The sequence below is a fragment of the Chryseobacterium sp. T16E-39 genome (assembly GCF_002216065.1).
GTDB lineage: Bacteria > Bacteroidota > Bacteroidia > Flavobacteriales > Weeksellaceae > Chryseobacterium.
Window position 1 is genome coordinate 3948697 of sequence record NZ_CP022282.1, and the last position, 16761, is coordinate 3965457.

Sequence of the window (16761 nt, forward strand, 5' to 3'; positions counted from 1 at the left end):
GTATTGCTTATGACTTAATCTCTTCTCAGTAAGAAGAAGTAGGGTTGAGGAACGTATTTAAGATCCATTACTCCTAAAACAGTATTCTCATCAATTTTTCTGAAAATATCATTAATAGGTGCCTCATCGTAAATCATGGTAGCAGAAATTACTCCCCGATGCTCCAGCATTCGTAATCTTGCCTTGAATTCTTTTGTTTCGAGCTGTTCTCTGAAATCTCCAAGGAATACGCCTTCTTTTCTGTATTGCTCCTGATTTTCATTCATAATGCTTATTGGATTTACCATAAAGGTTTCTTTATGATCACGATCAGTATAGAACAATAATGGTCCTACACTTTCTGCATCTTCAAACACTTTTCCATACCATCCTGTTGATTTTAGTTGTCCGTCCATCGGATGTTCTGTAAATAATTCTTCGCCTTTCCATCTACCTAACATAAAATCAATGGAAACTGCGGGTAATTCATCGAAAAATAAGATGGCTTTTTCTGAACTTGTAGCGCCATTTTCCAAAATTTCTTCTTTTGTATTCATTATTTCTAATTTTATTAATACAAAGGAAGGGCAATGGGTCAACTTTCTTCTTGAATTAATTCAAGAAAAGAGCTTGCGTCTTATTTTACTTAACCACTCTGGAGTGATGCCCATAAAACTAGAAATGCTGCTTAGTGGAAATATTTGAAACAAAAAGGAATAATTTGAATAAAGCCAGCGTAGAAATTCTTCAGAACTTTCTGATAAAAGCTCTCCTCTGATGTTTTCAATAATATAGTATTTATAGGTAACGTAATTTGAAGAAAACATGGCAAACTCATGGCTTTCCTGAAGTAGCTGGTTTACAAAATCGAAGGGTACTTCTAAAATCGTAGAACGCTCATTAATCAATAAGCTATATTCTGTTCGTTTATTTAAAACATAACTGTCAATACAGGTTACTATGGGAAGGAATTCTGATGTGTGAAACATGACTGTTTTTTCAATTCCATCCTTGTTTAGTATTTTTCTTGTCAGGCTTCCCTGAAGAATAATGTAGACCGTCTTCTTTATTTCTCCCCAAGAAACAAGAGTTTCATTTTTTTCTAACTCCAAAATTGTTGCATGCTGTATAATTGAATCAACAATTTCTTCGTTTAATGAATTTGAAAGTATTTGATTAAGCCTGTCTTTTATTGAAATCATAATCCCGTTATATAAAATATTATATAGGGTTTTCAATTTTTGCATCTGTAATCCAATGCAAAAATTGAAAACCTCAAAAAAATGATCTTTTATAATGCCTCGATTGGCGCCTATTTTTCTACCCTCACAGAATCAGGAACCAATAATTCATATTCTCCGCCATGATTAATGATCTCTCTTACAATGCTACTGCTGATGAAAGATTTTCCTGATGAGGTTAATAAAAATACCGTTTCTAATTTTTTATGGGCTAAAGTCCTGTTTGTATGAGCGATGGCTTTCTCAAATTCGAAATCTGCAGGATTTCTTAATCCGCGGATAATATATTGAGCATTTTTTTCAAAACAATAATCTACTGTCAGGCCTTCGAAATAATCGACCTCCACATTAGGAAATTCTGCAACAGAATTTTGAATGAATTCCATTCTTTTTTCTAAAGGAAACATATATTTCTTTTGAGAGTTTTGCCCAATTGCAATGATCAGCTTATCAAAAAGTGGAGCAGCTCTCTCAATAATATCATAATGTCCTAAAGTAATAGGATCAAATGATCCTGGAAAAACAGCAATCTTCATAACTAGTTCTTTTTTTTCGCTAATGCTTTTTCAACTTCATTTCCGCAAAGATCCATAATAGAAATTCCATAATGTTTTGCCTGCTGTGGTAAAATACTTGCCGGGGAGAACCCTGGATTTGTATTCATTTCCAGCATATAGGGAATACCATCCATCAAGATGAATTCACTGCGGGAAAAACCACTCATGCCTAAAGAATCATACGCTTTTTTCGAAATCTCTTCGACTCTCTTCGTTGTTTCCGCATCTATTCTGGCAGGGGTTATTTCTTCTGAAGCCCCTTCATATTTAGCTTCATAATCGAAAAATTCATTTGTAGGGACAATTTCTGTAATTCCTAAAACAATCGTTTCTCCCTTAAAGTCGATAACTCCTACAGATACTTCCATACCGTCCAAAAAGCTTTCAATAAGAATTTCATGATCCTCTTTGAAGGCGATTTCAGTTGCTGCAAGTAATTCGGATTTATCTTTTACTTTTGAAATTCCCAAAGATGAACCGGATTGGTTAGGCTTAACAAAAACCGGAAGACCAAGTTCATTGATAATTTCGTCTACATGAATATCCTGTCCCTGTCTTAAATAAATACTTTTTGCGGATGGGATACCATATTTTGATAGTACAGACAAAGTATCTTTTTTATTAAACGTGAGTGCACTCTGATAAAAATCACATCCCGTATATGTTTGTCCAATAGCATCCCAGTAAGCCTGCAGGATACCATTTTCACCTGGTGTACCATGAATAATATTAAAGCAGACATCAAATGTTAAATGCTTGTTGTTTTCTAATGTTACAGAGAAATCTCCTTTGTTGATCGGATATTCTTTATCATTTTCATCTAAGAAATACCACTTATTTTTTAAAACAACTACTTTATATACATTATACAGATCCCTGTCTAACGAATCATAAATTAATTGACCGCTTTTCAGGGAAACAACATATTCATCAGAATAGCCACCCATAACTACGGCAACATTTTTTTTGCTCATAACCATATAGTATCAATTAGGGCAAATTTAATCATTTTATACAATGCAATAAGTGAAAATTCAAAATTTTGAAACCAAATATGAATTGTGATAAATAAAAAGTACATTCTAAAATTATTAGCTATATTTGCCATTATAATTAAAGTATTTTTAAGTATGCTTAAATCACTTTTCAACTGGAAAGTTTTACTGAATTTGTTAATAGCCATCGGTGTTTTTGTGGGGTTGGTCTGGCTTACATTTCGTTGGTTAGAATACCATACTAACCATGGTCAGGAAATTCCGGTTCCCAATGTTGTTAATAAATCCGTACACGAGGCGGTGAAAATATTAGATGATGCTGGCTTGAGCTATGAGGTGGATAGTGCTGCTTATGATCCTAAATATAAGCCTTTTCAGGTTTTAAAAATGTCCCCTACACCGGGTTCCCATGTAAAAGATGGACGGGCAATTTATTTAATTGTCAATCCTAGAAGCTGGGCTCCGGTTGCGGTTCCGGATGTTATTAATAAATATTCAGGATTGGCTTTCCAGAGAATAGATCAGGTTGGATTAAAGGTAGGAGACACTATTTTTGAGCCGAGTATCCAAAAGGATGCAATTCTTAGAATCTTATTTAAAGGAAATCCTGTGAAGCCAGGATCATTAATTCCTAGATTCTCAACGATTGATGTTGTAGTTGGTTCCGGACCAATGAGAAATATTTCTATTCCTAACGTTGTTGGTTTATCTGTAAAAGAGGCTAGGGCAGTAATTGCCAGAAGTATGTTTGAAGTAGGATTGGTAGAACATGAAGATGGAGGAAAAGATGAATCTGATATTATTTACTATCAGGATCCTGCAGCAGGAGATGTAAGGGATCAGGGAATGCAGATGGATCTCTGGTCTAGTAAAAAAACACCAGCAGAACTGCGGTCTAAAATAGAGGAACTAAACTCTATATATCGTTTGAAAGTGGATACCTCACTTCCACCGATACAGTATGAAGAAGTTCCTATTCATAAAGAACCCGTTTATGAACCAGTTCCAACACCTGTTGTTCATAAAAAAGTAGAACCGGCGAAGGTAGAAGCTCCAAAAGCTTCAGTTTCAAAGCCTGTAACTGCTGAAACAAAACCAAAAGTTACAGAAAATAAGCCAAAGACCACTAATGCTTCTCCTGCGGGAACTAGTGTTGGAAGTACTAACAAACCGACGACAAATGGTACACAGCAACCTACTCAAAAGCCAAAAGCTAAGAAAGTTGTAGTAGAATAACCATTATTGATTATAAAAAATAAAGGCTTCAACTTTTTATGTTGAGGCCTTTTGTGTAAAAAATAAAATCATGACAGAAGATAACGAAGATTTTTTAGATGAAGAATTATTAGACTCCAATAGTATTGATATTGATGAGGAAAATAAAGGATTGTATGAACATGTTAATATTACTGTCGATAAAAATCAGGAACCTTTAAGAATAGACAAGTTCCTGTTGATATTCAGACAAAACTCTTCAAGAAATAAGATTTCTCAAACCTGCAGGGCAGGGAATGTTGTTGTAAATGGTACTCCGGTAAAGCAAAATTATCGTGTAAAACCAGGCGATCAGATTTCTGTTTTATTGGCTCATCCTCCTAGAGAGAATGTAATTATTCCGCAGGATATACCGATCAATATTATATATGAAGATGATGATCTTGTGGTAGTAGATAAAGAGCCGGGGATGGTTGTACATCCGGGATTTGGAAACTGGGATGGTACTTTAGTGAATGCTTTGGCATTTCATTTTGCGCAAAATGGGGAGAAATCTGATTTAGATCGGGTAGGACTTGTTCATCGAATAGATAAAGACACATCCGGGCTTTTGGTGATTGCTAAGAATGAATATGCATTAAGCTTTTTGGCCAAGCAGTTTTTTGAAAGAAAAACAAAAAGGTTGTACTGGGCTTTCGTTTGGGGGAACGTGCAGGATGATGAAGGTACTATAAAAGGGCATATTGGAAGGCATCCGAAGAATCGGATGCAGATGTCGGTTTATGAAGATGGAAGTCATGGGAAACATGCCGTAACACATTATAAGGTTCTTGAAAGGTTCAGATATATGACATGGGTAGAATGTAAACTGGAAACAGGAAGAACCCATCAGATCAGAGCCCATTTCAAACATATAGGACATACTTTGTTTAATGATGAAAGATATGAGGGGCATACACCTTTAAGAGGGGTTAATTTGCCAAAATACAAGCATTTTATTAAGAATGTTTTCGAAATTCTGCCTAGACATGCACTTCATGCCCATACTTTAGGATTTATACATCCAACGACTAAGAAGGAATTGTATTTTGAGAGCCCAATGCCTCAAGATATGGCGGATGCTGTAAAAAAATGGAGAAATTATTTGGAAAACTAAAAATATATTGAGATTTTTTTTATATTTGTTGAATTGAAATCAAGATTTGTTATGAGAAAACTATATGCTATAGTGGGTTTGGCTCTTTTGTCAAATGCATACAAAGCACAAGAAACATTACCATACTATCAACAATATCTCTTGGATGGTGAGTTCCTGTTCAACCCAGCACAATACGGTAAAACAGACTATGTACAGCTCAACCTCAACTATCAACAACAATTTTCAAAATTTAACGAATCCCCTAATGTACAATCTGTAGGGATTAATGCTAATATTTTTGATAGAGTTGGGGCAGGGATATCTGTTTTTAGAGACAGTAATGGTCCTATTTCAGCAGGAGGTATTACGGCAGGTGCTTCATATTTTATCCCATTAAGCAGCGAGGGAGAAAGAAAAGATCAATTCTCTTTCGGTACGAGTGTTAGTTTTTACAATATGAATTTTGATTATACTAAAATTAATACAGAAGACGGTTATGATCCTTTATTACAAGGAACAGAAAGTAATATTTTCATGGCATATGCTAACTTCGGTTTAGCAGCTACTTTCAGAAATATCTTTGCTGGAGTATCTGTTAATGATATTGCTTTAACGAATGATGAGTCTATCGTTAATGGCCGTGAGCCATCGCCGATCAAGTTCTTCTTAAACTTAGGATATGACTGGCATTTTGCAGATAATATGTATGTTACGCCATCTGTATTAATTAACTTAAATACCAATTCTACAAGAACGATTGACGGTAATTTAATGGCGACCTTCTTTAATGATGTCAATTCATTCTCTTTTGGAGTTAGCTATAGATCAGTTCAAAACAGATTTGACAATCAACAGTTGAGTATCTCTCCACTTGTGAAAGTAAGATTCAATAAGTTTATGATTGGAGCTACTTATAACCTTGGATTGTCTGATATTCAGACTTATGGAGGAAACAGCTTTATGATCGGATTAGGTTATAATTTTGATAACTTCATTAATCATAGAGGATATAGATATTAATTAATTTAATTTAAATAAATTTGAGCTCTGAATTTTTCAGGGCTTTTTTTATGATCTATATCCACATTCCTTTCTGTAAACAAAAATGCAGTTACTGTAATTTTCATTTCTCAACCTCTTTGCAATCTAAAGATGAGGTGCTTGCTGCTATTAAGAAAGAACTCTTTTTGAGAAAAGATGAACTGGAAAATAAAACACTTCAATCCCTATACTTTGGAGGTGGCACGCCATCAATACTATCCGGTGATGAAATTAATTCAATCGTCGATGAGGTGTTGAAATATTATAATTTTGAGAAGGGGATAGAAATTACTTTGGAAGCTAATCCGGATGATTTGGATAAAAGATTTCTTAAAGATCTTTCGGGGTCACCGGTCAATCGTTTGTCCATAGGCACACAGAGCTTTTTCGACGAAGATCTTAAGCTCATGAACCGTGCTCATAATGCTTCGGAAGCAGAGGGTTCGATTAAAAGAGCTCAGGACTTTGGGTTTGAAAATTTAAGCATTGATCTTATTTATGGATCTCCGACATCTAATTTAGAAATATGGAAGGAAAATCTTAATAAAACGATCGCTTTAGATGTTCCTCATATTTCCTCCTATGCTCTGACCGTGGAACCTAAGACCGCCTTGAATGATTGGATTTTAAAAGGAAAAGTTGCTAATCCGAAAGAGGAAGAGCAAAATAAGGAATTTTATTACTTATCAGACTTTTTAAAAGATAATGGATTTGATCATTATGAAGTGTCTAATTTTGCTAAACCTGGTTTTTATTCCAGGCATAATTCAGCATATTGGAAGTACAAAGAGTATTTGGGGATCGGACCCTCTGCACACTCCTATAATGGATCTGATATCAGGAGCTGGAATGTTGCTAATAATCAAAACTATATAAAAAAGCTCAATGCCAATATGCTGGCAAAGGAGACAGAGGTTCTTTCCCAGGAAGATCAGTTCAATGAAATGATTATGATTGGATTGAGAACTATGTGGGGAGTTGATTTAGACAGCCTGAATTCTAAGTTTTCAGATGACATACTGCAAAAATTTCAAAATGAGAGCAAGCAAAAGATTGCAGATGGTACTTTAGTGATTGAAGATAGCCATTTAAAAATTCCTGAAAAGCATTGGTTTATGGCGGATGGGATTGCTTCAGATCTTTTTTTTGTGTAACTATTACATTATATTTGAATTAAATAAGAAAAACTTTTATGAGAATAAATTTATTATTTTTCTTCCTATTGGTGGGTGCCTTACATTATGCCCAAAAGCCAATTTTTACGAAGGCAAAAGTTAATGCAGTGAATGTATATAGAAGTTCAGCAGAGCTACAGAATTTAGCCGGTTTTTCTCTTCCAGCTGGCATGTCGGAAGTTGTAATCACTAATATTTCTGATGATATCGAAGAAAAATCACTGCAAATAAATATTAATAATAAAAATGTATCTATTCTGTCTTCCCAATTTACAGATGACTACAGCTCTGAATATGATATGGATAAGACGAATCCGATGATTAAAAGGGTAACAGACAGTATAACTATAGTAGAGAATCTTGTTTCAAAATCCAATATAGAATTAGAAGCGAATAATAAAACTCTTGAACTTTTGGATAAGAATCAAACTGTTTTGGTTGGTAGCAATACTTCAAATGTTTCACAGTTAATGCAATTGACAGAATTCTATAAAAATAAAAGGGTTGAAATAAGCAATGCTATCAATCTAATTAATAAAAAGAACACTGAACTTCAAAAAAAGCTCGTAAGATTAAAAAGCAGTTTGAAAATAAACTCTGAAATGGAAGAGACATCTTCAGATGGAGTTCTAATTTTAAAATTGATGAGTAGTGCTGCTGTGACCGTGAAAGCCGAGATAAATTATTTGGCTAGGAATGCTTCGTGGCAGCCTTTTTATGAAGTAAGGGGGAATAAGCTGTCCGAGCCTTTAGATATTATATTCAAGGCTAAAATAAAACAAGATACCGGATTAGACTGGAAAGGAGTAAAGCTATCCTTAATTAATGGAAGAGCCTCTCGCAAGAATACTGCACCGGTATTGAGTCCCTGGTTTCTAAATTCTTATAAGAATGAGGAAAAAGCTCTTGTAGGGAGAGTATACGGTGTTCAAACCGATACTACGGCTAAAGAACAAGAGATAGAAGAAGTTGTTGTTACAGCGGTAGGATTTACCTCTGTTGAAAACCAATTTAATATTAGTTTTGATGTGGATGTTCCATATGATATATTAGGTAATAACCAAGATCATCTCATTAATCTGAAGCAAATAAAAGTTCCTGCTATTTATAAATATTATGCAATTCCAAAATATAATAATGATGCATTTTTAATTGCAAAGATTAAAGATTTTAATAAATTCAATCTGATTTCAGCGCCTGCTACGGTAGTGTTTGAAAATATGTTTATTGGAGAAACAAATATTAAACCGGACCAAACCAGCAATGAACTTAGCATCACTTTAGGGGATGATAAAAAAATAAGTATTCTAAAAGAACTTATTGATGATAAAAATAGTGTCAAGATATTTTCATCTTATCAGGAAAAAACATACACGTACGACATTGTGGTGCGTAATAATAAAAAAGATCTTATAGATATGGAACTTAAAGATCTAATTCCTCTTAGTAAAGATGATTCAGTAAAAGTTGAACTCTTGCAAAGTGATAATGCTGAAATTGATAAAGAGAAAGGTTATATGACCTGGAAGGTGAAGATCTCTCCATCTGAAACCAAAAAATTCAGAGTGAGCTATAAAGTAAGGTATCCAAAGGATTATTCGATCAGTAATCTTAATTAACTTATCGTACTATTTACTATTTTTGTATAAAATTTCAATTCCTTTGAAAACAAAAAAACAAGACTATTCGCATCTTTCAGCAAAACAACCTATCGGAATTTTTGATAGTGGAGTGGGAGGCCTAACGGTTGCTAAGGAGATAAAGAGGCTCCTTCCTAATGAGGACCTCATTTATTTTGGTGATACAAAACATCTTCCCTATGGAGAGAAGTCTCGTGAGGCAATTATAGAATATTCTACAAAGATTACTAACTTTCTGTTGGAACAGAATTGTAAGGCAATTGTTATTGCCTGTAATACTGCGACGGCAAACGCTTTAAACGAAGTTATGCAGGCCGTAGCTGGAAAAGTTCCCGTTATTGATGTTATTAATCCTGTTGCGGAAAAAGTATCTTATGAAATTCATACTAATGTTGGAGTAATTGCGACGAAGGCGACTGTAAATTCGGGTTTGTATAAAAAGAGTATCAGAAAGCATAATAAATGGATCAAAGTAGATGAGTTGGCAACACCATTATTGGTGCCTGCTATAGAAGAAGGCTTTAAAAACCATCCTATCACACATGCGATCATTTATAATTATTTAAGCAATAGCAAATTAAAAAATATTGAAACCCTGATTTTAGGCTGTACGCATTATCCCTTGTTAATTGATGAGATCAAGCAATACTATGGGAACCGGGTTAGGGTTATTGATTCGCCTAATATCGTTGCAAGTCATTTAAAAATTATTTTGGATAAATACAACCTTTTAAATGATCAGAATATAAAGCCAAGCTATCATTTCTATCTTTCAGATTTGACGAAAAATTTCGAAAAGATTTCTAAAAAATTCTTTGGTAAAAGTATTGATCTTGAATTAAAAGTATTATAAATAGAAAGCTGTTACAGAAATGTAACAGCTTTTTTATTGTGCCCCGTTTTTAGAATTACAATTCTACAATGATCTTTTCAGATTCTAATCTTTTCTTTAGAGTTACTGCAGGGTGATTAGAGTCATGTTCTGACCTCTCACCAATGGCAACAGCAAATAACGTTTCATAAGAGTCATTTTTTAGAATTCCATCATACTTATCTGTTTCAATTCCCTCCATTGGAGTAGAGTCTATTCCCATATCTGCACAGGCTGAAAGTAAAACGCCTAAAGAAAGATATACCTGATGAGCCAACCAGGATTTTATAACAGCCTCTCCTTTAGGTTGAACCATAGTTCGGTAATAGTTTATAGAACCTTCCGGTAGGTTTTCTTCTATTTGCTTTTCAAAATCTTCTATATTTTTTAAAACCTGAAAAACAATCAGATGGTTGCTGTCTGCTATTTTTTCTTTGTTAAAATAGGACGCTTCCGCTAATTGCTCTTTTATTTTCGTATCGTTTACAAAAACAAAATTCCAGGGCTGACTGTTGATAGAAGAAGGGCTCAGGTTGAGAATCTCTTTTAACTGTGCAATTTGTTCGTCGCTTATTCTGCCTTGTGAGTTATACTTTTTTACAGTATATCTTGTTTTCATTTTGCTTAAAAAGTTCATATTTTTATACTATATTTTTTATAGTTGCAAAACTAATGTAAGTTTAGTACATTTGCAATAACGGTCAAAAATGATAGTAGTAAAATGTATACCATAGACAATAAAACATATCCGTGCTGTACCAGCGTTACCATGAAATTTATAGGTGGAAAATGGAAAGCTGTGATCTTATATCATCTCATTGAAGGTGCTAAAAGATACAATGAGATCCGGAAAGAAATCCCTACGATTACTGAACGGACATTAAGTCTCCAGTTGAAGCAGTTGGAGGAAGATGGAATTATCAGCAGAAAAGTTTTTACAGAGAAACCACCCTTAGTGGTAGAATATGCATTGACAGATTTTGGGGAAACGCTGCTTCCGGTCTTGAATGAAATTACAAAATGGGGAAATGGAGCAATAGAGCAATCAAATAAAATAACCAGGGATTAAATCTCCTGGTTATCTGTATCTGATGTATTAGGTTTAAAAAAGCTAAAACTTACGTTTCCGTACTTTCTTGTATCGATTAAATTAGGATGATCGAGCTTTAATCGGCTCTGATGTTCTATAATCAAAATTCCGTTTTCTTTCAGGTATTTATTGTTTAAAACCAGAGAAAGGATTTCCTGATATTTATTTTCTTCTGTTTCAAAGGGAGCGTCGGCGAAAACAATTTCGAATGACTTTTTATTTCTGAACTTTTTAAGCCAATCAGTAACATCTCCTCTTTGCACATTGATTTGTGACGACATATCCAATTCTGAAGCGGTCGAATTGATAAAGCTGGTATGTTTAGGATTAAGCTCTACAGAAAAAACATCTTTGCAGCCTCTGGATGCAAATTCCAATGAAATAGAACCTATGCCTGCAAAAAGATCCAATACGGATATGGATTGCATATCATATGTGTTTTCCAGGATGCTAAACAAAGCTTCCTTCGCAAAATCTGTTGTGGGTCTTACATCGAAGTGTTTTGGGGCGGATATTTTTTTTGATTTCCAGCGGCCTGATATTATTCTGTACATGTTGTCGAGATATTAGATGGCAGGTAATGGGTAGCAGGTGTTCATCTGCAACCTACGACCTAATTAAGTATGAAATTCTTATTAGGAACGTTATCGAATACAATTTTTAGATTCTTTACGAATTTTTGTAATTCAGAAATGAAAGTTTCGTTTTCCGTAGTCTCTCCATAAGCATAAAAATTGGTTTCATTAATTCCAAAACCTATTTTACTTAGTGTAAACATTACAAAATAAAGAAAATCTACCTCTGAATTCACATCAAGGTTATTATATAAAATAAGTTTCTTGTTGTCAATAGCGAAAAACTCACATTGATTATGATAAAGGTTAATATGAATTTCTTTATTGCTTTTATGATTGATAGAATTGAGAAACTTTTCACCGGAGAAATTAAAATGAACAGGAATAGCTAATTCTTTTATTTTCCTGTAAAAGTTCTTAGGAAAAGTATAATAAAACTGGATCCTGAATTTTTTATTCAGGGAAAGCATTAGTTCTTCATTTTCTTTATCTACAGGTGCGTTGAATGCAATGAGATCATATCCGGTTTCGTGCTCTGAAAAACCTTCAGGCATTAACATAAAATGATTAAAAGCAGAAATGACAGAAATCTCGTCAAATCGCTGCTTGATTAACACTTCATCCAGTTTATCAGCAATAAAATTTTCAGGAGACTCTTCATTGACGAAATAAGACTTTTCCTCCAAAATGCTTTTGTTTCTCGCAATTTGGTAGATTAATCCGTCTTTTGTAAAAAGTAAATTGAGTACGTTCATATTCTAATGATGCAAATTTAGTGAAATTCTACCATTACAGCACCTGATTGATGGTGAAGTATCTCCTTATTATAAAAATCCAGATGGGTCTGGCTTTCCAGGACATCAAAAACCATCCTTTGAAGCACTCCGTCACCAATACCATGAACGATTTCCAGCCTTTTAAGGTGATTTTTTCTACAAAAAGCAATCACCTCCAATAGTTTTTCTTTTTGAATGAAAAGTCTTTCAAAACCATCATAATCATTTGGGTTTTTGACCAGATTGTGAAAGTGGAGGTCTAAAATAATGGCTTCCTTTTGATGTTTTTTTGATATTATTTTTTTGGGTTCAGCCTTTTTAATGACCTGAATATCCTGATATAGGGACGCGTTTTTTGGAACAAGCTTTTCCTTTGGATATTGATGGGTAAATCCATACTCATCTTTTAAAACAACAATATTGCCTTTTACTGAAGTTACAACTCCGCTTAAATCTTCATCTACTACAGAAACCTGATCACCAATTTTCATATTCAAACTATTTAGGTCCTAATTCTATAACTTCCAAATCTTTTACTTCCTGATCATCAACCACAAAACGCATCATCGTTCTTATTTTGTGCCATCCCTGTTTTCCACAAGCCCCCGGATTAAGATGGAGCAAATTATTCTTGGAATCGAACATTGCTTTTAAAATATGAGAATGTCCGGAAATAAATAGTTTTGGAGCTTTTTCACCAATTTCCTTTTTAGCCAATGGCGTGTATTTTCCCGGATAACCTCCAATATGTATCATTAAAACTTCAAGGTTTTCACAGAAAAAACGGCTCACCTCCGGAAATTCGGAGCGGATTTTAGCATTATCGATATTTCCGTAAACACCTTTTAAGGGTTTGATTTTTTCAAGCTGTTCGATGATTTCAAAACTGCCAAAATCTCCACAATGCCAGATCTCGTCTGCATCTTTGGCGTATGCTAAAATGCGATCATCAATATAGGAATGGGAATCGGAGAGAAGGAGGATTTTAGTCATTATCTTGATGTATTTTCAATACTATTTTATGTATTTAAAATAAAGTTCAAATTTACTTAATAAATGTCGAATTGATTAACTTTGAGAAAATTTATAAAATAATGAAACAGAAAATCTCTTTTTTCATTTTTCTTTTGACAGTAGGTGTATTCAATGCTCAGGTTGAAGAGAAAAAGTTGGATGAACTTATTCAGAATACGATAAAGACCTTTGACGTTCCCGGAATGTCTGTGGGAGTCATCAAAAATGGTCAATTAATCTATTCAAAAGGTTTTGGTGTCCGTTCTTTAACTTCAAAGCAACCGATGGATGAGAATACTTTGGTCGGTATTGCTTCAAATTCCAAAGGGTTTACCTGTACCGCACTGGCTATTTTAGCAGATGAAGGGAAACTGAACTGGGATGATAAAGTTTCAAAATATCTTCCAGAATTTCAGATGTATGATCCTTATGTTTCACAAAATGTTACTATTAAAGATCTGGTTACTCACAGAGCCGGATTAGGTTTAGGACAGGGAGATTTGATGTTCTTTCCTGAAGGGGGAAGTGTAACGGTGAATGATATCGTACATAACGTAAGATATCTGAAGCCTGAAAATCCATTCAGAACGACATTGGATTATAACAACATTATGTTTATTGTGGCCGGAGAAGTGATTCATAGGGTTTCCGGGTTAAACTGGGCTGAGTTTATCGAGCAGAGAATCATGAAACCTGTAGGCATGACATCCAGTTTTGGAAGCTATAACAGAGCAAAAGCTGTAACCAATAAAATTGATGCTCATGCTCCGGTAGATGGAAAAGCTGTTGCCGTTCCCCATGATTGGAATGAAACAGGAAATGCTGCCGGTGGGATTTTGAGTAATATCAAAGATATGACGACATGGGCGAAATTCCTGTTGAATAATTTTACCACCAAGGATGGGAAAAAATTAGTTTCTGATAAACAGGTTCAGCAGTTGTGGAGTTTACAGATTCCTAGTAATGTGGCGATGAAGAATCCATACGATACAAGCTTTTATGGATATGGGATGGGATGGTTTTTAAGTGATGTTAAAGGACATAAACAAATCCAGCATACAGGAGGATTAATAGGAACTGTTACACAGTTTACCTTAATTCCTGATATGAAGCTAGGTATTGTGGTTTTAACCAACCAACAGTCTGGAGCCGCATTCAATACAATTACCAATACACTGAAAGATTCTTACCTGGGTATAGCTGATAGAAACTGGCTAAAGACCTATAGTGATAGAATGGCAAAAATGAATGGCGAATTTGAGAAACAGAAGAAAGATGCTTTTGCCAAATCAGAGATTTTTAAAAAAGATAAAAATTTACAACCAAAGGCGGATCAGTTTGTAGGAAAATATAATGACATCTGGTTTGGCGATGTAGAAATAACGCAGGAAGGTAGCAGCTATAGAATTTCGTGTAAAAATTCACCGAGATTAAAAGGGGAGATGTTGCCTTATTCGAATAATACCTTTATCATTAAATGGGATGATAGGAGCTATGATGCAGATGCCTATATTATTTTTAACTACGATGAAAATGGAAAAGCAGTATCTGCAAGATTAAAACCCATATCAGATGTTACAGATTTCAGTTTTGATTTTGATGATCTGGACCTTAGAAGAAAATAAAATAGGTAATTAAAATTAAAGAATAAAAAGCTCCAACATCGGTTGGAGCTTTTTATTTTTCACTTATTCTTTGATGAATTTTTTAATAATATCTCCTATTTGAATAATATAAGCCCCTTTTATAAGTTGGCTTACATTGACAGTATCTCTTTCCAATTTTCCGGAAAGAACTAATTTCCCAACCATATCAAATATTTTATAGTCTTTTGATTTAGTGTTCAGAACATTTAGAAGATCTTTGGCTGGATTTGGATAAATAAGAGTTTTGTTTTTGTATTGCTGTTCAGATACTGATAAAGCGGCTAAATCAGCTTTTAACAAAGAATTGCTAAAAAAGTCAGTAATGTAGATGGTATTATTTTTCACAGCTAATCCCGATGGGTAGCTAAACTGACTGGAAACTATGCCATCTGATACTGTAGGGTTTCCACTGGTGAAATTCAGTTTTGATATCTTAGAGGCTCCCGCTTCGGAAATAAATAACTCATTTCCATATGATGCCAATCCAGATGGATAATTTAGACCTTGTGCAATTATAGTTGGTGAAGTGGAACTGTTAAGCTTAAATTTGGAGACTCTTCCCTCAAATCTTTCGGTAAAGAAAATTTCGTTTCCAATGATTTCGATTTCAAATGGAGAAGATGCCGGAGTTATATCTATTAACTGTGGTATTGGTTGTGTTACATCTATTTTAGCAATCTTGTTGTCTCCTTCAAGGGCCATATACAAATCATTTCCTACAAATTCAAGTCCCAGAGGGCTCTTTATATTCGTTAAGACAATCTCACGAGTGGGAGTAGGAGCGTTCAGATTGACTTTGGAAAGCTTATTTCCTCCAAACTCTGAAATGTATAGAACGTTATCCTTTAAGGCTAGACCATAAGGGCGGTTTACACCAGTCACGACATCTACAGCAGGTGCCGAAGGATTGTCAAGATTTACTTTTATAACCTTATCCAGATAGTAAAGCCCGATAAACATTTCATTTCCATCAATTACCATTGGATTTGGAGTATTCAAATTGCTGATAATAGGGCTGGCCGAAATTTGTGAATACATTTTGTTTCCTGCAAATAACAGGACAAAAAATAAGAAATAGAGTTGCTTCTTCATTGTAATTTTTATTTAGAATAATTATATATAACGCAAAAGTATTTTATTCTAAATGGAATGACAAAAAGGAGAACATGATATTTTCCCAGATTGATAAGGGATTTGGGCGATGCTTTTTAATGAATAAATAAAAAAAAATCTTTTTTAATTAAATTCACAATAATTATTTTCATGCTTTGGACATGAAAATAAGAATACTAATACAGTAAATATTAAATTTTGAAAATAATATTAGATCTTTCCGGGTTCATAAAAAAATAATAATCTCTTAGTAGCCCCATCAAATTCAGACCACGAGTTGCAGTCTATTTCAAAACCGGCAACACCACATGTAGGAAAATGAAAAATATCCTCAGATATAGAATTGGCAAAATTCGAAATCCCATTATTATGTGAGAAAAATGCTACAGAATCATGATGATCATCCAGGCTGTAAATTACAGATTCAAAATTCCTTTCTGAGGGATTATAAAGCTTTTCGTCAGTTAAAATATTTAACTGATAGGTTTGGTTGAATATTTTACAGGTATTCAATGCACGGACTGCGGGGCTTGATACCAGGTAATCTATAGAAATACTATTGCTTTTTAAGAATCTGGACATGTTCATAGCGTCTTCTAAACCCTTGTCTGCCAAAGGTCTGTCGAAGTCTTCAGTTTCCTCCGGCCAGTCGCTTTTCGCATGTCTCACAAGAATGAGTCTCTTCATAATTTCGT

At 34.3% G+C, this 16761-nt stretch carries 19 protein-coding genes; 8 read left to right on the forward strand and 11 right to left on the reverse strand.

All coding sequences use genetic code 11. From position 1 onward, the window contains the following. Positions 1 to 14: 14 nt before the first annotated feature. The 4 genes from CEY12_RS17905 to CEY12_RS17920 all read right to left on the reverse strand — a co-directional run bounded on the left by CEY12_RS17905 (position 15) and on the right by CEY12_RS17920 (position 2751). A complete protein-coding gene (locus CEY12_RS17905; protein ID WP_089028974.1) occupies positions 15 to 536 on the reverse strand; it encodes a DUF4334 domain-containing protein in 522 nt (173 codons plus the stop codon). Positions 537 to 596: 60 nt separating this feature from the next. Continuing rightward, positions 597 to 1181, reverse strand: coding sequence for a Crp/Fnr family transcriptional regulator (locus CEY12_RS17910; RefSeq protein ID WP_157676846.1), 585 nt, complete (start codon positions 1179 to 1181; stop codon positions 597 to 599). A gap of 110 nt (positions 1182 to 1291) precedes the next feature. Then, positions 1292 to 1756 carry a pantetheine-phosphate adenylyltransferase gene (gene coaD / locus CEY12_RS17915; RefSeq protein WP_089028976.1) on the reverse strand — a complete coding sequence of 155 codons (465 nt, stop codon included), beginning with the start codon at positions 1754 to 1756 and terminating at the stop codon, positions 1292 to 1294. Positions 1757 to 1758: 2 nt separating this feature from the next. Next, positions 1759 to 2751 carry a D-alanine--D-alanine ligase gene (locus tag CEY12_RS17920; RefSeq protein WP_089028977.1) on the reverse strand — a complete coding sequence of 331 codons (993 nt, stop codon included), beginning with the start codon at positions 2749 to 2751 and terminating at the stop codon, positions 1759 to 1761. Positions 2752 to 2907: 156 nt separating this feature from the next. Here CEY12_RS17920 and CEY12_RS17925 point away from each other — a divergent pair, with 156 nt between their 5' ends. The 6 genes from CEY12_RS17925 (at position 2908) to murI (ending at position 9834) form a co-directional block, all read left to right on the forward strand. Beyond that, positions 2908 to 4008, forward strand: a complete 1101-nt coding sequence (locus CEY12_RS17925) for a PASTA domain-containing protein (RefSeq protein ID WP_089028978.1) — start codon at positions 2908 to 2910, stop codon at positions 4006 to 4008. A 70-nt stretch (positions 4009 to 4078) separates the two neighbouring features. Then, on the forward strand, positions 4079 to 5143 hold the full coding sequence (locus CEY12_RS17930; protein ID WP_089028979.1) for an RluA family pseudouridine synthase: 1065 nt from the start codon (positions 4079 to 4081) through the stop codon (positions 5141 to 5143). Positions 5144 to 5194: 51 nt separating this feature from the next. Continuing rightward, entirely contained in the window at positions 5195 to 6145 is a 951-nt protein-coding gene (locus CEY12_RS17935) for a type IX secretion system membrane protein PorP/SprF (RefSeq protein WP_089028980.1), read from the forward strand. A 50-nt stretch (positions 6146 to 6195) separates the two neighbouring features. Continuing rightward, positions 6196 to 7320, forward strand: coding sequence for a radical SAM family heme chaperone HemW (hemW, locus tag CEY12_RS17940; protein WP_089028981.1), 1125 nt, complete (start codon positions 6196 to 6198; stop codon positions 7318 to 7320). A gap of 38 nt (positions 7321 to 7358) precedes the next feature. Then, positions 7359 to 8960 (forward strand): DUF4139 domain-containing protein, encoded by a 1602-nt coding sequence (locus tag CEY12_RS17945; protein ID WP_089028982.1) that lies wholly within the window; start codon positions 7359 to 7361, stop codon positions 8958 to 8960. A gap of 43 nt (positions 8961 to 9003) precedes the next feature. Beyond that, a complete protein-coding gene (gene murI / locus CEY12_RS17950; RefSeq protein WP_089028983.1) occupies positions 9004 to 9834 on the forward strand; it encodes a glutamate racemase in 831 nt (276 codons plus the stop codon). 55 nt (positions 9835 to 9889) lie between these two features. On the opposite strand, the gene CEY12_RS17955 is transcribed toward murI, so the two are convergent. After that, positions 9890 to 10489 carry a nitroreductase family protein gene (locus CEY12_RS17955; RefSeq protein WP_089028984.1) on the reverse strand — a complete coding sequence of 200 codons (600 nt, stop codon included), beginning with the start codon at positions 10487 to 10489 and terminating at the stop codon, positions 9890 to 9892. A gap of 84 nt (positions 10490 to 10573) precedes the next feature. Between CEY12_RS17955 and CEY12_RS17960 the strand changes: the two genes are divergently transcribed. Beyond that, positions 10574 to 10921 (forward strand): winged helix-turn-helix transcriptional regulator, encoded by a 348-nt coding sequence (locus tag CEY12_RS17960; RefSeq protein WP_089028985.1) that lies wholly within the window; start codon positions 10574 to 10576, stop codon positions 10919 to 10921. Here CEY12_RS17960 and rsmD read toward each other — a convergent pair. From rsmD to CEY12_RS17980, 4 genes are read right to left on the reverse strand one after another with little or no spacing between them, the layout of a single operon-like run. After that, positions 10918 to 11496 carry a 16S rRNA (guanine(966)-N(2))-methyltransferase RsmD gene (gene rsmD, locus CEY12_RS17965; RefSeq protein WP_089028986.1) on the reverse strand — a complete coding sequence of 193 codons (579 nt, stop codon included), beginning with the start codon at positions 11494 to 11496 and terminating at the stop codon, positions 10918 to 10920. The two genes, CEY12_RS17960 and rsmD, sit on opposite strands and share 4 nt — an antisense overlap. 59 nt (positions 11497 to 11555) lie before the next feature. Continuing rightward, positions 11556 to 12272 (reverse strand): DUF3822 family protein, encoded by a 717-nt coding sequence (locus CEY12_RS17970; RefSeq protein ID WP_089028987.1) that lies wholly within the window; start codon positions 12270 to 12272, stop codon positions 11556 to 11558. A gap of 17 nt (positions 12273 to 12289) precedes the next feature. Next, entirely contained in the window at positions 12290 to 12784 is a 495-nt protein-coding gene (locus CEY12_RS17975) for a Smr/MutS family protein (protein WP_089028988.1), read from the reverse strand. Positions 12785 to 12791: 7 nt separating this feature from the next. Next, positions 12792 to 13286, reverse strand: a complete 495-nt coding sequence (locus CEY12_RS17980) for a metallophosphoesterase family protein (RefSeq protein ID WP_089028989.1) — start codon at positions 13284 to 13286, stop codon at positions 12792 to 12794. Positions 13287 to 13387: 101 nt separating this feature from the next. Here CEY12_RS17980 and CEY12_RS17985 point away from each other — a divergent pair, with 101 nt between their 5' ends. Next, entirely contained in the window at positions 13388 to 14932 is a 1545-nt protein-coding gene (locus CEY12_RS17985; RefSeq protein WP_089028990.1) for a serine hydrolase, read from the forward strand. Positions 14933 to 14995: 63 nt separating this feature from the next. Here CEY12_RS17985 and CEY12_RS17990 read toward each other — a convergent pair whose 3' ends face one another. Together CEY12_RS17990 and CEY12_RS17995 are read right to left on the reverse strand one after the other, a co-directional pair. Next, complete coding sequence (locus CEY12_RS17990) at positions 14996 to 16045, reverse strand: T9SS type A sorting domain-containing protein (protein ID WP_089028991.1); 1050 nt, start codon at positions 16043 to 16045, stop codon at positions 14996 to 14998. Positions 16046 to 16276: 231 nt separating this feature from the next. Next, complete coding sequence (locus CEY12_RS17995; RefSeq protein WP_089028992.1) at positions 16277 to 16753, reverse strand: SixA phosphatase family protein; 477 nt, start codon at positions 16751 to 16753, stop codon at positions 16277 to 16279. Between the last annotated feature and the right edge of the window lie 8 nt (positions 16754 to 16761).

Excerpts from the sequence above, each read along its gene's own strand:
- CEY12_RS17905 (WP_089028974.1), bottom strand. The coding sequence starts at position 536 with ATGAATACAAAAGAAGAAATTTTGGAAAATGGCGCTACAAGTTCAGAA.
- CEY12_RS17910 (WP_157676846.1), bottom strand. The coding sequence starts at position 1,181 with ATGATTTCAATAAAAGACAGGCTTAATCAAATACTTTCAAATTCATTA.
- coaD (WP_089028976.1), bottom strand. The coding sequence starts at position 1,756 with ATGAAGATTGCTGTTTTTCCAGGATCATTTGATCCTATTACTTTAGGA.
- CEY12_RS17920 (WP_089028977.1), bottom strand. The coding sequence starts at position 2,751 with ATGAGCAAAAAAAATGTTGCCGTAGTTATGGGTGGCTATTCTGATGAA.
- CEY12_RS17925 (WP_089028978.1), top strand. The coding sequence starts at position 2,908 with ATGCTTAAATCACTTTTCAACTGGAAAGTTTTACTGAATTTGTTAATA.
- CEY12_RS17930 (WP_089028979.1), top strand. The coding sequence starts at position 4,079 with ATGACAGAAGATAACGAAGATTTTTTAGATGAAGAATTATTAGACTCC.
- CEY12_RS17935 (WP_089028980.1), top strand. The coding sequence starts at position 5,195 with ATGAGAAAACTATATGCTATAGTGGGTTTGGCTCTTTTGTCAAATGCA.
- hemW (WP_089028981.1), top strand. The coding sequence starts at position 6,196 with ATGATCTATATCCACATTCCTTTCTGTAAACAAAAATGCAGTTACTGT.
- CEY12_RS17945 (WP_089028982.1), top strand. The coding sequence starts at position 7,359 with ATGAGAATAAATTTATTATTTTTCTTCCTATTGGTGGGTGCCTTACAT.
- CEY12_RS17955 (WP_089028984.1), bottom strand. The coding sequence starts at position 10,489 with ATGAACTTTTTAAGCAAAATGAAAACAAGATATACTGTAAAAAAGTAT.
- CEY12_RS17960 (WP_089028985.1), top strand. The coding sequence starts at position 10,574 with ATGTATACCATAGACAATAAAACATATCCGTGCTGTACCAGCGTTACC.
- rsmD (WP_089028986.1), bottom strand. The coding sequence starts at position 11,496 with ATGTACAGAATAATATCAGGCCGCTGGAAATCAAAAAAAATATCCGCC.
- CEY12_RS17970 (WP_089028987.1), bottom strand. The coding sequence starts at position 12,272 with ATGAACGTACTCAATTTACTTTTTACAAAAGACGGATTAATCTACCAA.
- CEY12_RS17975 (WP_089028988.1), bottom strand. The coding sequence starts at position 12,784 with ATGAAAATTGGTGATCAGGTTTCTGTAGTAGATGAAGATTTAAGCGGA.
- CEY12_RS17980 (WP_089028989.1), bottom strand. The coding sequence starts at position 13,286 with ATGACTAAAATCCTCCTTCTCTCCGATTCCCATTCCTATATTGATGAT.
- CEY12_RS17985 (WP_089028990.1), top strand. The coding sequence starts at position 13,388 with ATGAAACAGAAAATCTCTTTTTTCATTTTTCTTTTGACAGTAGGTGTA.
- CEY12_RS17990 (WP_089028991.1), bottom strand. The coding sequence starts at position 16,045 with ATGAAGAAGCAACTCTATTTCTTATTTTTTGTCCTGTTATTTGCAGGA.
- CEY12_RS17995 (WP_089028992.1), bottom strand. The coding sequence starts at position 16,753 with ATGAAGAGACTCATTCTTGTGAGACATGCGAAAAGCGACTGGCCGGAG.